The organism is Moryella indoligenes (assembly GCF_030812885.1).
Classification (GTDB): domain Bacteria; phylum Bacillota; class Clostridia; order Lachnospirales; family Lachnospiraceae; genus Moryella; species Moryella indoligenes.
Genome location: NZ_JAUSTO010000017.1, coordinates 1 through 14,411 on the forward strand (window position 1 = coordinate 1; position 14,411 = coordinate 14,411).

The window sequence follows — 14,411 nt, forward strand, 5'->3', positions numbered from 1 at the left end:
TAGGGCAGAGGTGTAAGCGTAGCGATACGTTCAGCTGACTGTCACTAATCGGTCGAGGGTTTAACCAAAAGGTCGAGTAGGTAGAGGTAGGAAACAGAAGATGTAAGGTAGCCTGCAGAAGCAGGGATTAGATTTGGAATGAATTGAGAATAAATGTTCTGTGTGTGGTTTTCAGGGTGTGATATTTGTGTTATCATATTCTTATTCTGTCGGAGTGGTGTTTGACGCGCAGACAGATTTTGGCCCCATGGTCAAGCGGTTAAGACATCGCCCTTTCACGGCGGTAACACGAGTTCAAATCTCGTTGGGGTCACTAGAGTTTTGGAACTCTCCTTGGAGCTTTAGCTCAGCTGGTTAGAGCAGTCGGCTCATAACCGATCGGTCCCGGGTTCGAGTCCCCGAAGCTCCACTCGCATCATTCCTCGTTAGCTCAGTCGGTAGAGCACGCGGCTGTTAACCGCGGTGTCGTTGGTTCAAGTCCAACACGGGGAGCTTAAGGCCTGGTGGCTCAGTTGGTTAGAGCGCCGCCCTGTCACGGCGGAGGTCGTCGGTTCAAGTCCGATCCGGGTCGCTGGGCATCCTTAAGGGGATGCCCTTTTTTTACCTTGTGTGTGTTATCACATAGCCGGCGTGGCGGAACAGGCAGACGCCCGGGACTTAAAATCCCGTGGTCAGAAATGACCGTGCCGGTTCGATCCCGGCCGCCGGCATACAGAGGGCAGAGTATTCTGTGAGAGCAGAGTGCTCTGTTTTTTGTTATTACAGACTCTGCTGCTCGATAAAAATATCGAATCGTGCTGATATTTTTCGGGTTCTCCGGTATAATAAGGCGAAGGAGGGAGTGAGCCACAGTCATGGAGAAATATACAAGCCTTAAGGAAAAGGTTTATAATGCCGTGCTTCAGGAAATTATTTCAGGAAAGTATCAGCCCGGGGACATTTTAAATGAGAAGAAGCTCATTGAGAAGTATCAGGTCAGTAAGTCTCCGGTGAGGGATGCCCTTATCGCACTCTGTGCAGACGGAGTGGTGCGGAGCATTCCCCGCTATGGTTATGAAGTAATACGATTAACACACGGAGATATTTACGAGATGCTGCAGTACAGAGAATTTCTTGAGAGCGGCATATTGCAGAAAAGCTATAAGCGTTTTGGTTCAGCAGAGATTGCAGAGCTGAAGGAGCTCAATAAAAGCTGTCAGCGGGATGATGTAGATCCCATTCAGCACTGGCGCTTTAATATGGATTTTCACGTGAGGATGATGGAGCTCTGCGGAAATGATTTTATTACGATGAATGTGAAGCGCTGCATGTCGCGCCTGCTCCGCGCCTACTCCCAGCTCTACTGGAATCGACGTGCGGATCGCCTCCTCTCCCATGATACGAAGCATCATGAGCTGATCATCGCTGATCTTGAGCGTCAGGATCCTGCGGCACTGGCTGAAGATATCCGGGAAGATCTTCATGATTTTGGCGGCTTTACAGGTTTTTGAGCACTTGTCCTGAAAAAGACGGAGAAAACCTCTCAAAACTATAAAAATAGCTTGATTCTGATAATATCAGTGGTATTATTTATAGCGGAGGGAGGTGCTATATGAATTCAGACAATCAGGAAAATTTCAGAAATTATACCGCGATCCTGCGGGAAGAGCTGGTTCCGGCCATGGGATGTACAGAGCCGATTGCCATTGCATATGCGGCGGCGAAGGCGAAGGAGCTGTTGGGCGAGAAGCCCCGCCATATCACAATTGACTGCTCTGGAAACATCATCAAGAATGTCAAAGGGGTTACAGTCCCGAATTCAGGAGGCCAGAAGGGAATTGAGGTCGCTGCTGTACTTGGAATTACGGGTGGAAGAGCCGACAAGGAGCTGGAGGTCATTGCGGAGGCGGATGATGCAGCCAGGGAACGCTGTAAGGAGTTGGTAAGTGCCGGATTCTGTGATGTCAGTCACGCGGAAAACGTTCCGAATCTCTATATTGCGGCGAAGATCCGTGGGGATGAGCATACAGCGGAGATTGTGATCGAGGATCACCACACGAATATTGTTCTCATGAAGCGGGACGGAGAGACAATTTTCACCAGAGTACCGGAGAAGAAGGTCTTGCCGGAGAAAAACGAGACGGCTCTGGCGGATCGCAGTCAAATGACGCTGAAGGGGCTGCTGGATTATGCGGAGCAGGTAGATCTTCAGGAGGTAAGGGATATTCTGGAACGTCAGATCCGCTACAATTCCGCGATTTCTCAGGAAGGGCTGGACAATCGCTGGGGGGCCCAGATCGGGAAGACTATGTTGGAGAGCTGGGGAAATGATGTGAAGACCTGTGCGATTGCGAAGGCTGCGGCAGGCTCGGACGCCCGCATGAGCGGCTGTGCACTGCCCGTTGTGATCAATTCCGGTTCCGGAAATCAGGGCATCACTGTAACCATGCCTGTTCTCGTCTATGCAAAGGAGATGCAGCTGTCCGAAAGCAAGCTTTACCGCGCGCTGCTGGTCAGCAATCTGGTCTCGATTTATATCAAGCATTTCATAGGCTCGCTCTCGGCTTTCTGTGGAGCTGTCAGCGCTGCCTGTGGAGCAGGCGCAGCGATTACTTATATGGCGGGGGGTGATTACAGACGTATCTCCTATACGATCACAAATACCTTGGGTAATGTAGGCGGTATTGTGTGCGATGGTGCCAAGCCGAGCTGTGCAGCAAAGATAGCATCCTCTGTTCACGCTGCCATTCTGGCCTATCAGATGAGTATGCGCGATCAGCAGTTCAAGCCCGGTGAGGGCATAGTGGAAGAGGACGTCGAGGAGACGATACGGAATATGGGCTACATCGGCAAGGTTGGAATGAAGCCCACAGATCATGAGATTCTGAATGTCATGATCCATAAAGTAGATGTCAATGCTTGTCTTTGACAGATAAACACAAAACAGGGAGGGATTATTATGGAAAAGAAAGGTTTTACACAAAGTCTGCCATTTCGTCTGATTATGGCACTGGTGATCGGTCTGGTGGTCGGACTGATCATGAATTCAATGGAGGAATCCGCTGCAATTACCGGGCTTCTCAATGTGATTGTCACTGTGAAGTACATTGTCGGTCAGTTTATCAGCTTCTGCGTGCCGCTGATCGTCATCGGCTTTATCGCCCCCTCTATCACGAGGATGGGAAACAATGCTTCTAAGATGCTCGGATTTGCCCTGCTGATCGCTTATGCTTCTTCGATTGGCGCGGCATTTTCCTCTACTGTCGCTGGTTTTGCAATTCTGCCGCATCTCTCCATTGACCCGAATGTCGATGGACTGAGAGAGCTGCCGGATGTTATCTTCCAGCTTCAGATTCCGCCGATTATGTCTGTTATGACGGCACTTTTCTTCTCCGTCACCGTCGGCCTTGCGGCAGTCTGGAATCATGCGGAGATCACCACGAATATACTTGAGGAGTTCCAGAAGATCGTACTCTCCATCGTGACGAGATTCCTGATTCCGGTGCTTCCGCTGCTCATTGGAACGACCTTCTGCACATTGGCATACGAGGGAAGTATCACAAAACAGCTGCCGATCTTCCTGATCATTATCATTATCGTCATGATCGGTCATTATATCTGGCTCACGCTGCTCTATGGCATTGCCAGTGCATATTCCGGAAGAAACGGTATGAATGTGATTAAGAATTATGGTCCGGCATATATGACCGCAGTTGGAACCATGTCCTCCGCGGCGACGCTCTCCGTTGCACTGCAGTGTGCGAGGAAGTCCGAGCCTACACTCAGAGATGATCTTGTGAACTTTGGTATTCCGCTCTTCGCAAATATTCATCTCTGCGGCTCCGTTATGACTGAGACCTTCTTTGTTATGGCGGTGTCGAAGATGCTCTATGGAGAGTTCCCATCCGTAGGAAAGATGATTCTGTTCTGCCTGCTGCTCGGCGTATTCGCAATCGGTGCTCCAGGCGTTCCCGGAGGCACGGTCATGGCATCCCTCGGCCTGATTACTGGTGTGCTTGGCTTTGATGAGACCGGTACAGCGCTGATGCTCACTATCTTTGCGCTCCAGGATTCCTTCGGAACTGCGTGCAATGTTACCGGAGACGGCGCTCTGACTCTGATTCTCACGGGCTATGCAGAGAAACATGGCATTAAGGAAGCAAAGCTCGGGGATGTGCTCTGAGCAAAACTGAACTCATAGATTTTCAAAAATTGAGAAGCGGTGAATTCCATCTGGAATTTGCCGCTTCTTTCACTTTTACTTTGACCGGCAGAAGTAAAATTGATAGAATCGATCGTAAGAAAGCTGGTTTTATATCATATGTGCTAGGAGGCAGATTATGAATTTGACGAATATGAAAAAGTCAGTGACGCTGGGGGGCAGAATTAATCTCAATGATTTTGTCGCTGTGTCCAGATTTCATGCAGAGTTGCTTTTTTCAGAAGATTATTGCAGGAGAGTCAGTGAAAACCGAAAGGTAGTTGAACAGTGGATCGCTGAAAATAAGGTGATGTATGGTGTTACCACAGGCTTTGGGAGTCTCTGCAATAAGGTGATCAGTCCGGAGGAGGCGGGGCAGCTCCAGCACAATATCATCGCCTCACATTCCACCTCGGTCGGGGAGCCCTTTACGGAGGAGCAGGCGCGGGCAGTGATGCTGATGGTGCTGCAGAACCTTGGGCAGGGATATAGTGGTGTACGATTGGAACTTCTTGAAAAGTATCGCGAATTTCTCAATAAAGGGGTTACTCCCTGGGCGCCGCGCGAGGGCTCGGTCGGTTATCTGAGTCCTGAGGCTCACATGGCAAGAGTCGTTGAGGGGGATGGAAAGGCTTACTATCAGGGCGAGCTGCTGGATGCAGCGGAGGCGCTTCGGCGGGCTGGGATTGAGCCGCTGAAGCTCGCGTCCAAGGAGGGGCTCGCGCTGGTTTCCGGAACCACCTCTGTGACAGCGCTCGCAGTGCTTGCACTCTACGATATGCTGAAGGCGGCGCTCTCTGCGGATGTGATCGGAGCTTTTTCTTTTGAGGCCTGCGGAGGGCAGCTGGATGCCTTCTGCGAAGAAGTGATGAGTGTTCGCCCGCATCCGGAGCAGGGCACTACGGCCAAGAATCTTCGGAGCATATTGAAGGATTCCGCCATGCTGAAGGAGGCGCAGGGGGAGCATCTTCAGGACTGCCTCTCTCTTCGCTGTATTCCGCAGCTTCACGGCGCAGCAAAGAAGACGCTTTATGATGCGCTGCGTACCATAGAGACAGAGATGAACGCCTGCTGTGACAATCCGATCATCTGGAAGTCTGAGACGCGCAGCACTGCGATCTCGGCCTGTAATCCGGACTCCTCCTATGTCGGGATCGAGATGGATTCTGCCTGCATCGCCGCGACCAATTTGGCAAAGATCTCCGAACGGCGCAGTAATCACCTGATTGATGAGAGTCTCAGCGGCTATCCCTGCTTTATGGTGAAGAATCCCGGACTGAACTCGGGGCTTATGATCACCCAGTATACGCAGGCGGGACTGCTGAATGAGATGCGCGTGCTCTCCACCTCCGCGACCATTGACAACACACCGACCTGCTGTAATCAGGAGGACTATGTCGCAATGGGCTACAATGCTGCGAAGAAGGCTGTGACCATTGCAGAGCGCCTGGAGTATATTCTGGCGATGGAGCTTCTGGACGTCTATGAGACGCTTGGCTTCCAGAAGAGCACGGCGCCGCGCGGCAGCGCCACACGCACAGTGTTTGATGAGATCGCAAAGACCGTACCGCAGATGGAGGACGATATGTTCCTGCATCCGCACATTGAGACCCTGAGGGATCTGATTCACAGCGGAAGGCTGGTTCAGCTCGTGCAGGGCTGCGTGGGAGCGCTGGAATAAGTAAATGTAAGGCACATAATTGGTGACATGGAGTGATTTGCTGTAAAACGAATGAAGTAATTTTAAGAGGGCTCTGAAATAGGGAAAACCAGAAATGTCTTGAAGGACCAGTGAGTATTTAATACAGGACAGATAGGGAGTTCTCTGCGCAGGAGTCCTTTTTTCTGTGAAAAACGTAGAAAAAAACCTGCTGAATTGTCATTCCGTTCGACATTACATCGACAGTCAGACGGTATACTGATGAAGGAAAGAGATCTTAAGCTGTGTCATTCCGATCTCAATTTTAATCTCAGGAGGGAAAAGATGATTTATATTGATGGAAACCATTTGACAATTGAAGAGGTCGTAAGGGTTGCACGGAATCTGGAGCCAGTTGCGCTCAGCGAAGACGGTAAGAAGAATATCAAAATTTCCCGTGATATAGTTGAACGAAAAATCGCCGAAAAGCTGGTGGTATATGGTCTGAATACGGGATTTGGAAAATTTGCCAACATCGCGGTCTCAGATACAGATCTCGATACACTTCAGTACAATCTCATCGTGTCCGATGCGGTCGGTATTGGAAATCCCTTTCCACAGGATGTGACACGCGCCATTATGCTGCTCAGAATGAATGCGCTTGCAAAGGGCTTTTCCGGTATACGTCTTGAGACTGTTGAAGTCATGGCGGAGATGCTGAATAAGGGAGTACACCCGGTGATCCCCGAAAAGGGATCGGTCGGATCAAGCGGAGACCTCTGCCCGCTGGCACATATGGTGCTTCCGATGATTGGTCTCGGTGAAGCAGAGTATAAGGGAGAGGTTCTCCCGGGTGCGGAGGCAATGAAGGCTGCCGGTATTCCGACTGTCACGCTGAAGGCAAAGGAAGGCCTGGCACTTATCAACGGAACCTGTGCAATGCTCGGCGTCGCCAGCCTCGCAGTTCATGATGCAGAGATTCTCATGAAGACGGCCGATATTTCTGCGGCACTCACAATCGATGCGCTTGGAGGCATTGTGGATCCCTACGATCCCAGAATTCAGATGGTCAGACCGCACAGCGGACAGATCGATGTCGCGGCAAACCTTCGTTCCCTGCTTCAGGAAAGCAAGCTGACAACTCATCAGGGCGAAGTGAGACTCCAGGATGCATATACTCTTCGCTGCATTCCGCAGATTCATGGCGGCAGCCGCATGGCCTTTGATTATGTAAAGACAGTTATCGAGACGGAGATCAACTCTGTGACAGATAACCCGCTGATCTTCCCGGATAATGAGGACGTCTTCTCTGGAGGAAACTTCCACGGACAGCCGGTTGCAATCGCGATGGATACACTTGGTATTGCGATGGCGGAGTACGCGAACGTTGCTGAGAGAAGAATTGAGCGTCTGGTGAATCCGGCGCTGAGTGGACTTCCGGGCTTCCTCTGCGTGAAAGAAGGCCTGAACGATGGCTTTATGGTTGCGCAGTACGCAGCTGCGGCTCTGGTGTCTGAGAATAAGATACTCGCACATCCGGCAAGTGTTGACAGCATCCCGACTTCTGCAAACCAGGAAGACCACGTCAGCATGGGTACAATTGCAGCGCGTACAGCGGCTCAGATCATCAACAATGCGCAGCATGTACTGGCAATAGAGCTGATCTGTGCAGCACAGGCAGCCGATTTCAAGGGTGCTGAGAAGCTCGGCAAAGGCACACATGCAGCTTATGAGAGCGTTCGTTCTGAAGTAAGCTTTATGGAGACAGACAGAGAGCTGTATATTGATCAGAGGAAGGCATTTAAGCTGGTTCAGGCTGGCACCATCCTGAAGAATGCAGAGGAGAAGAGCGGAGCGCTCGCTTAAGAAAGAGTTAGGGAAACAGATAGACAGAAAACAGAGAGCACCGGGGGTGATTTCCCCGGTGCTCTTTAGACGTGGTGTGTCTGGCAGCGCACGTTTCTAACGGGTGAAAGTCCCGAATACGCGCAGGCAACAACGAAGTACAACAACGAAGTACATAGCGAAACAGTAAGGGTGCCACAAGCTTTTTACAGGCAAGTGATACAGCAACGTAATAGTGCTTCTCTTCAGCCTTTTTCGCAGGTAAGCTTTGAGGGGCGGATTCCAGATACAGACATGCTGTGCAGCATGAATAGGTACGATTCGGCCCTGTGAGAAACATAGAGACAGCGCGACATGAAAGAGAATGTCGCGCTGTCTCTATGTAAAAACTGTGCTTTTGATTTCTGAAAAGTTGTTTAAGTGCTCTTAGAGTATCATGCCACCGATAAATCCGGCGATTGCAAGCGGAATGTTGTAGAAAAGGAAGGTCGGCACGCAGGTGTCCCAGATATGGTCGTGCTGTCCATCGGCATTGAATCCCGCTGTAGGTCCAAGTGTACTGTCGGATGCCGGAGAACCAGCATCTCCGAGAGCTGCTGCACAGGCGATCAGGCAGGCAGTGGCTCCGGGGCTCATTCCCATGCGAGAGCACATCGGAACGTACAGGAGAGCAATAACCGGGATAGTTCCAAACGAAGTACCGATCCCCATGGTGATCAGGAGACCGATCAGGATCAGAACGATGACCAAGGCAACGCGGCTGGTGCCGAGGATAGCCATGGCGGCCTCAATCAGAGCGTCAACTGCGCCGGTATTTTTGACGACGTTTGCGTATCCGCCGGCAACCAGCATGACGAAGGAGACCATACCCATCAGCTTGATGCCTTCTGCGACGGTGGAGTCGGAATCCTTCAGCTTTACAGCGCCACCCAGAACCATAATGACGATACCGAGCAGTGCGCCGAGCGGCATGGAATCCCAGTAGAGCTGTCCGAATAAGACAGATGCGATGGCCACAAGAGTGACGATGTGATCTTTATTGATCTTTAGATCCTCCTGCTTGATCTCAAACTGGGAGAGATTAATGTCCTTATAGTCACGCGGACGACTGTAGAAGATCCAGCAGCAGATCAGGCCTACCAGCATGCCGCCCAGAAGAATGATGGTGTTCGGCCATACTTCTCCCAGAGTCATAGGCATTCCGTTCTCGGTCATATTGTCGGCGACGATACCCTGGAAGATGACACCGTAGCCAATCGGAATACTGATATAGGGAGCGATCAGTCCAAACTCCATGACAGAGGCAGCCTGACGTCTGTCCATGTGGAGTGCGTTCATCATAATAAGAAGCGGTGGAACCAGAATCGGAATGAAAGCAATATGAACCGGAATGATTGTGCCGGATATGATAGCGCAGATCACGAAGGTTACAAGCAGCACCCATTTTCTCCCCTGTACCATGGAAGCTACTTTTTTGGAGAGCATATCAGCAAGTCCGGTTGCAGAAATTGCCGCTGCAAAAGTTCCGAGCAGAAGATATGCAAGAGCATTGGTTCCGTTTCCGTTCAGTCCTCCGATGATAAAGCTCATGATATCACCGAGCCCCATTCCAGCAGAAATGCCGGCCACCATGGCGGCGATAATGAGGGAAATGATAACATTCAGCTTTAAGAGGCACAGCGCACACATAACAATAACTGACAGTGTTACTGGATTGGTAAGAATACTTAACATAATGTTCTTCTTCCTTTCATTAAAAAGGTATTCTGTTTTGATGCAGTTCAATTAACTCGCAGTTTAATCAAATGCGGTGTAACAGAATGTGAAGCTATGAATCTGATACGACGAAGTGATAATACAGTAAAGCGCTTGACGATAACTAATACCAATGGGAATTGGAATGACAGGTGTTACTGGTAACTATATATAAAGTAAGAACAGTGTACACCAATAACAACGATAAAATGACGAAAAGACGAAAAGAAGAAAATATATAATTTGTTAAAATAGTCGATTTTATCGACAGTGTATCGACTGCTCCCATATATACTCAAGGCATATCAATTGCAACACAGGTAACACGGTATGCGAAGTACCAATGGGGAACAGTAACACAAGTAATACGGCAACAGTCAAATATTATTATTTTATGGAGGTGCTTAGTTATGTCAATGAATGGTGGAAATATGTATCCCGCAAAGGCTGGAAAGCCGGAGATCTATTATTCTGTCAAAGCACAGAGAGGCAAAACCCTGCGCTGCAAGGGCTGGAAGCAGGAGACAATCCTCCGTATGCTTGAGAATAATATGGAAAACGCTGAGATTCCGGAGCAGCTCATCATCTACGGCGGCAACGGAAAGTGCGCGAGAAACTGGGAGTCCTATCACGCAATCGTTGAGTCTCTGAAGAACCTTGAGAACGACGAGACCCTGGTTGTTCAGTCCGGAATGCCGGTTGCTGTCTTCCACACCAACAAGCTTGCTCCGCGTGTGGTTATGGCCACCACGAACATCATGAAGGCTACCTGGGAGCGCTTCTATGATCTTCAGGACAAGAACCTCACAATCTTTGCTCAGTACACAGCTGCTCCGTGGGAGTACATCGGAACTCAGGGCGTTATCGAGGGAACCTATGAGACCCTGAGCGCCATCACCATTAAGAAGGGCTGGAGCAACGACATGCACGGCAAGATCTTCCTGACTGCAGGAGCAGGCGGCATGGGTGGAAACCAGACCTGGGCTGGAAAGATGCACGGCGCGACCGTTATCCTTGTCGATGCTGATGAGAGAGTTATCAAGAGAAGAATTGAGAAGAACTACATGGATATCATGGTGAGATCTCTGGACGAGGCAATCGCGATTGCGAAGGAGCACGTCGAGAAGGATGATCCGATCTCCATCGGTGTTGTTGGAAACGCTGCTGATGTCTATGAGGAAGCTCTTGCGAAGAACTTCATTCCGGATGTTGTCACCGAGATGACTCCCTGCCATGACCCGATCTCCTACATTCCGTCCGGATATACCGGTGAGGAAGCTGACAAGTTCAGAGGTGAGGACAGAGAGGCTTATCTGCAGGCTGCTCGTGAGACGATGAAGCGTCAGCTCAGAGCTATGATCGAGTTCAAGAAGCGCGGAACAGAGGCATTTGAGTACGGCACCAGTATTCGTAAGGAGTGCATGGACGCAGGAATGCCGCCGGAGGAGGCGAAGCAGATCGAGGGCTTCGTAGCAGCATATATCCGTCCGCTGTTCTGCGAAGGCAGAGGACCTTTCCGCTGGACCTGCACCTCTGGTGAGGCGTCTGATCTCGCTCGTCTGGATGATCTTGCACTTGAGATCTGCAAGGGCGATAAGCTTGTCGAGAACTGGATCAACCTTGCGAGAAAGCACCTTCCGATCGAGGCTCTGCCGGCACGTATCTGCTACATGGGCTTCGGAGAGAGAAGAAGATTTGGTCTTGCAGTCAATGAGCTCATCAAGAAGGGTGAGATTCAGGGACCGGTTGCGTTCTCCAGAGATAACCTTGACTCTGGTTCTATCGTGAACCCGACCTTCGAGTCTGAGAATATGCCTGATGGCGGCGACTACATCTCTGACTGGCCCTACCTGAATGGTCTTCTGAACTGCGCAGCAGGCTGCGACCTGATCGCGATCCAGGAGAACTACTCCATGGGTGAGGCGGTTCACACCGGTGTTACCATGATCGCTGATGGCTCCGAGGAGGCTGATGTGAGACTGGACGCTGCACTGACTGTTGACTCCGGTATCGGTGTTGTGCGTCACGCACAGGCTGGGTATCAGTCCGCTAAGGATGTCTGCAACGGCAAGGGTAAGATTGCAGGCGGCGAAGGCATCAAGATTCCGCTCTGGTGGGAGCCGGCGGACAAGGTTACCTTTGCTCCGGAGGGTGAGTACGTAAGATAAGTTTCAGCTGAAAGTAAAGTCTGTTTATAAGAAGGATCAGGGAAGACGCAGAAAGCCTCTGTGCTTTCCTGATCCTTTCCCTGTATAGAGAGGGGAATTTGTATGGGTAAAAAATTACTGATCAGAAATGCCAAGCAGCTTCTGACCATGCAGGGGGATCAAAACTTTGACATAGGTCTTAAGGAGCATGCTTCTATTCTGATCTCAGACGGTGTGATAGAGCGCATCGGGAAAAATGAAGACTTCATAGATCTGAAGGCCGGAGCAGATCTGGAGATCATAGATGCCAGCGACAAGATTGTTATGCCTGGATTTGTGGACTGCCACAGCCATGTGACCTTTGGCGGATCGCGCGTACAGGCCTATGCAGCTGGCATGGACAGCGACGATCCGGATATTCTGGTAAAGAAGGGCATACCTTTCGGTATTTATGCGTCTGTTAACATGACCACAGGTATTTCCCGCGAGGCACTGAAGTCGCAGACGAAAAAGCGTCTTCAGAATATGTTTTTGAACGGAACCACTACAATTGAGGCGAAGAGCGGCTATGGTCTCACCACAGAAGCAGAACTCACTATGCTCCGCATTAACAGGGAGCTGGATGAAGAGCTGCCGCTGGATATCTACTCAACCTTCCTGGGCGCACACGGGTGGACTGAGGGGATGCCGAAGGAGAAGTATATTGACCTCCTCTGCAAGGAAATGATCCCCATGGTTGCGGAGGAGAAACTTGCAATCAGCGATGATGTGTGGTGCGATGAGGGGCATTATACAGCAAAGGAATCGGAGATTATCTTAGCCTGCGGTCTGAACTATGGTCTGAATGCGAGAATTCACACGGATGCTTATTCCTATATTGGAGGCTCAGATCTGGCGGCAGATATGAAGATGCTGTCAGCAGATCATCTGAACTTTACGCCGGAGTCGGTGTATCCAAAATTGATTGAGGCGGGTGTCAATGGCGTGCTTCTGGTGGGTACGGATTTCGCGGTGAAGCATCCGCGGCAGGTGAATGCGAGGCCTATGCTGGATCTTGGCATGAATATCGGTCTTGCTACGAACTGCTGCCCGGGCTGCTGGTGCGAATCTATGCTTTTTATTCTGATTCTGGCGTGCAGAGAGCATAAATTCAGTGCGGCAGAGGCGCTGCGTGCTTCGACTGCCGGGGCTGCAAGAGCTATGGGGCTCAGTGACCGCGGCGTACTGGAGGAAGGAAAGCTGGCAGATATTCTCATCATGGATATGGATGTGTATGAAGATATTATTTATAAGTATGGAGTAAACCCAATCGAGACGATCATTAAAAATGGAAAGGTTGCCTGGAGAAAGTAATGATGAAGACAGAAATTATTAATGAAGTAATTGATTCCAATAATTTTGAGGTGGGTGGCGGTGCAGCTTCTGCACTTGCCGGTGCTATGGCGGCAGGTATGCTTGCGCTGGTTGCGCGTCTCTCCCTGAAGAAGCCTGTTGGCCTGACCGAGGATGAGTACAATGAAATTATAGCGGAGGCAGATCAGCTGAGCATCTCTCTGGTAGATGGCGCAAATAATGATGCGGCAGCATTCAGATTGATTAAGGCTGCTTATGCGAAGCCGAAGCAGACAGAGGAAGAGAAGAAGGCGAGAACTCTTGCAATTCGCGAGGCGGGGTACCAGGCAGCATTGGTTCCGAAGAACAATGGTTATCTGGATAAGCGTGTTTATGAGTTGGCCTGCAAGCTGGAGGGAGCATCCAACCCGGCATGCTACTCTGATTTGATGAGCGCAAAGTTCCTGGCGAGCGCCGGCGTGCGTGGCTGTGCATTGAATATCAATGCAAACCTGAGTATGATCAAGAACCCCGAGCGCGTCGAGGAGATGGAGCGCGCCATGAAGGAATTAAACGAGGCCGTACAGGCATAAGGAGGAGAGAGATGGGTGTGTTACTTGCAGAGGTCAATATCAGTGAAGGAAAGAATATGGAGCTCATTGAGGCAGTAAAGGCCAGTATCTTTGCGGGCGAGCCGGTTGAGCTTATGGATATGAATTCTAATGAGGATCATAACCGCACAGTTTTTACCTATAAGGGAGCTCCGGAGGCTGTTCTTGAGGCGACAAAGCGGCTTGCAGCGAAAGCTATTGAGCTGATTGATATGCGTACCCATAAGGGAAGCCATCCCAGAATGGGCGCAGTTGATGTGGTTCCTTTTATTCCGGTTAAGGACGTCAGTATTGAAGAGGCACTTGTCATTGCCAGAAAATTTGGCGCTTATCTGGGCAATGAGCTCGGCGTTCCGGTTTACTATTACGAGGAAGCTGCGGAGCAGGAGTACAGAAAGACTCTGCCGAAGATCCGCAAGGGAGAGTATGAGGGCCTTGAGGAGAAGATGCAGCTGCCGGAGTGGAAGCCAGATGAGGGGCCGGAGAGTTTTAACGCGAAGAGTGGTGCGACTGTGACAGGTGTTCGCTTCCCGCTAGTTGCATTTAACGTAAATCTTGACACAGATGATCTCTCCATCGCGAAGAAAATAGTGAAGGCTGTTCGCGCTGCAACTGGTGGTTATCAGTGCGTGCGCGCAATTGCGCTTCCGCTTATTGATCGCGGCATCGTTCAGGTATCTATGAATCTGATCAATTACGAGAAGACTCCGATTCACAGAGTGTTTGAGACGATCAAGTCTGAGGCTTCTCAGTATGGCGTTCTGGTGAAGGACTGTGAACTCGTGGGTCCGGTTCCGGTCTATGCGCTGGAGAGTGTATTGAAATTTTACTTAAGAGTGCATGAGTTCTCGATGGATCAGCTTTATTATTAATGCGATAACAGATTAGTAAGAAAGAATAAT

General features: G+C 50.3%; 10 protein-coding genes and 5 tRNA genes. 14 read left to right on the forward strand and 1 reads right to left on the reverse strand.

Annotated features, from left to right (window positions below):
* Positions 1–241 precede the first annotated feature (241 nt).
* From J2S20_RS10185 to hutH, 10 genes are all read left to right on the forward strand, one after another.
* A tRNA-Glu gene (locus J2S20_RS10185) sits at positions 242–313 on the forward strand.
* Between the two features lie 22 nt (positions 314–335).
* A tRNA-Ile gene (locus J2S20_RS10190) sits at positions 336–409 on the forward strand.
* A 10-nt stretch (positions 410–419) separates the two neighbouring features.
* Positions 420–492: transfer RNA gene (locus J2S20_RS10195), tRNA-Asn, on the forward strand.
* Between the two features lie 5 nt (positions 493–497).
* Positions 498–571 (forward strand) — tRNA-Asp (locus tag J2S20_RS10200).
* A 53-nt stretch (positions 572–624) separates the two neighbouring features.
* A tRNA-Leu gene (locus J2S20_RS10205) sits at positions 625–710 on the forward strand.
* Positions 711–854: 144 nt separating this feature from the next.
* Positions 855–1,490 carry a GntR family transcriptional regulator gene (locus J2S20_RS10210; protein ID WP_307255284.1) on the forward strand — a complete coding sequence of 212 codons (636 nt, stop codon included), beginning with the start codon at positions 855–857 and terminating at the stop codon, positions 1,488–1,490.
* A 101-nt stretch (positions 1,491–1,591) separates the two neighbouring features.
* A complete protein-coding gene (locus J2S20_RS10215) occupies positions 1,592–2,908 on the forward strand; it encodes an L-cysteine desulfidase family protein (RefSeq protein WP_106613156.1) in 1,317 nt (438 codons plus the stop codon).
* Positions 2,909–2,938: 30 nt separating this feature from the next.
* Positions 2,939–4,162, forward strand: a complete 1,224-nt coding sequence (locus tag J2S20_RS10220) for a dicarboxylate/amino acid:cation symporter (protein WP_106613155.1) — start codon at positions 2,939–2,941, stop codon at positions 4,160–4,162.
* Between the two features lie 157 nt (positions 4,163–4,319).
* Positions 4,320–5,861: an HAL/PAL/TAL family ammonia-lyase gene (locus J2S20_RS10225; protein WP_330692816.1), complete on the forward strand. Its 1,542-nt coding sequence runs from the start codon at positions 4,320–4,322 to the stop codon at positions 5,859–5,861.
* Positions 5,862–6,164: 303 nt separating this feature from the next.
* Positions 6,165–7,685: a histidine ammonia-lyase gene (gene hutH, locus J2S20_RS10230; protein ID WP_307255286.1), complete on the forward strand. Its 1,521-nt coding sequence runs from the start codon at positions 6,165–6,167 to the stop codon at positions 7,683–7,685.
* A gap of 405 nt (positions 7,686–8,090) precedes the next feature.
* Here the strand turns inward: hutH and J2S20_RS10235 are convergent, their stop codons facing one another.
* The gene (locus J2S20_RS10235) at positions 8,091–9,398 is read right to left on the reverse strand and encodes a Na+/H+ antiporter NhaC family protein (RefSeq protein ID WP_307255287.1); all 1,308 of its coding nucleotides are present in this window, start codon (positions 9,396–9,398) and stop codon (positions 8,091–8,093) included.
* A 431-nt stretch (positions 9,399–9,829) separates the two neighbouring features.
* Here J2S20_RS10235 and J2S20_RS10240 point away from each other — a divergent pair, with 431 nt between their 5' ends.
* From J2S20_RS10240 to ftcD, 4 genes are all read left to right on the forward strand, one after another.
* Positions 9,830–11,587, forward strand: coding sequence for a urocanate hydratase (locus J2S20_RS10240; protein WP_307255288.1), 1,758 nt, complete (start codon positions 9,830–9,832; stop codon positions 11,585–11,587).
* Between the two features lie 102 nt (positions 11,588–11,689).
* Complete coding sequence (gene hutI, locus J2S20_RS10245) at positions 11,690–12,919, forward strand: imidazolonepropionase (protein ID WP_307255289.1); 1,230 nt, start codon at positions 11,690–11,692, stop codon at positions 12,917–12,919.
* Complete coding sequence (locus J2S20_RS10250) at positions 12,919–13,491, forward strand: cyclodeaminase/cyclohydrolase family protein (protein WP_307255290.1); 573 nt, start codon at positions 12,919–12,921, stop codon at positions 13,489–13,491. The genes hutI and J2S20_RS10250 overlap by 1 nt, the downstream gene beginning before the upstream one ends.
* Positions 13,492–13,502: 11 nt before the next feature.
* The gene (ftcD, locus tag J2S20_RS10255; protein ID WP_307255291.1) at positions 13,503–14,381 is read left to right on the forward strand and encodes a glutamate formimidoyltransferase; all 879 of its coding nucleotides are present in this window, start codon (positions 13,503–13,505) and stop codon (positions 14,379–14,381) included.
* The last annotated feature ends 30 nt before the right edge of the window (positions 14,382–14,411 follow it).

What these genes read in the sequence shown, in the direction of transcription:
- J2S20_RS10210 (WP_307255284.1), top strand. Translation starts at nt 855, where the DNA reads ATGGAGAAATATACAAGCCTTAAGGAAAAGGTTTATAATGCCGTGCTT.
- J2S20_RS10215 (WP_106613156.1), top strand. Translation starts at nt 1,592, where the DNA reads ATGAATTCAGACAATCAGGAAAATTTCAGAAATTATACCGCGATCCTG.
- J2S20_RS10220 (WP_106613155.1), top strand. Translation starts at nt 2,939, where the DNA reads ATGGAAAAGAAAGGTTTTACACAAAGTCTGCCATTTCGTCTGATTATG.
- J2S20_RS10225 (WP_330692816.1), top strand. Translation starts at nt 4,320, where the DNA reads ATGAATTTGACGAATATGAAAAAGTCAGTGACGCTGGGGGGCAGAATT.
- hutH (WP_307255286.1), top strand. Translation starts at nt 6,165, where the DNA reads ATGATTTATATTGATGGAAACCATTTGACAATTGAAGAGGTCGTAAGG.
- J2S20_RS10235 (WP_307255287.1), bottom strand. Translation starts at nt 9,398, where the DNA reads ATGTTAAGTATTCTTACCAATCCAGTAACACTGTCAGTTATTGTTATG.
- J2S20_RS10240 (WP_307255288.1), top strand. Translation starts at nt 9,830, where the DNA reads ATGTCAATGAATGGTGGAAATATGTATCCCGCAAAGGCTGGAAAGCCG.
- hutI (WP_307255289.1), top strand. Translation starts at nt 11,690, where the DNA reads ATGGGTAAAAAATTACTGATCAGAAATGCCAAGCAGCTTCTGACCATG.
- J2S20_RS10250 (WP_307255290.1), top strand. Translation starts at nt 12,919, where the DNA reads ATGATGAAGACAGAAATTATTAATGAAGTAATTGATTCCAATAATTTT.
- ftcD (WP_307255291.1), top strand. Translation starts at nt 13,503, where the DNA reads ATGGGTGTGTTACTTGCAGAGGTCAATATCAGTGAAGGAAAGAATATG.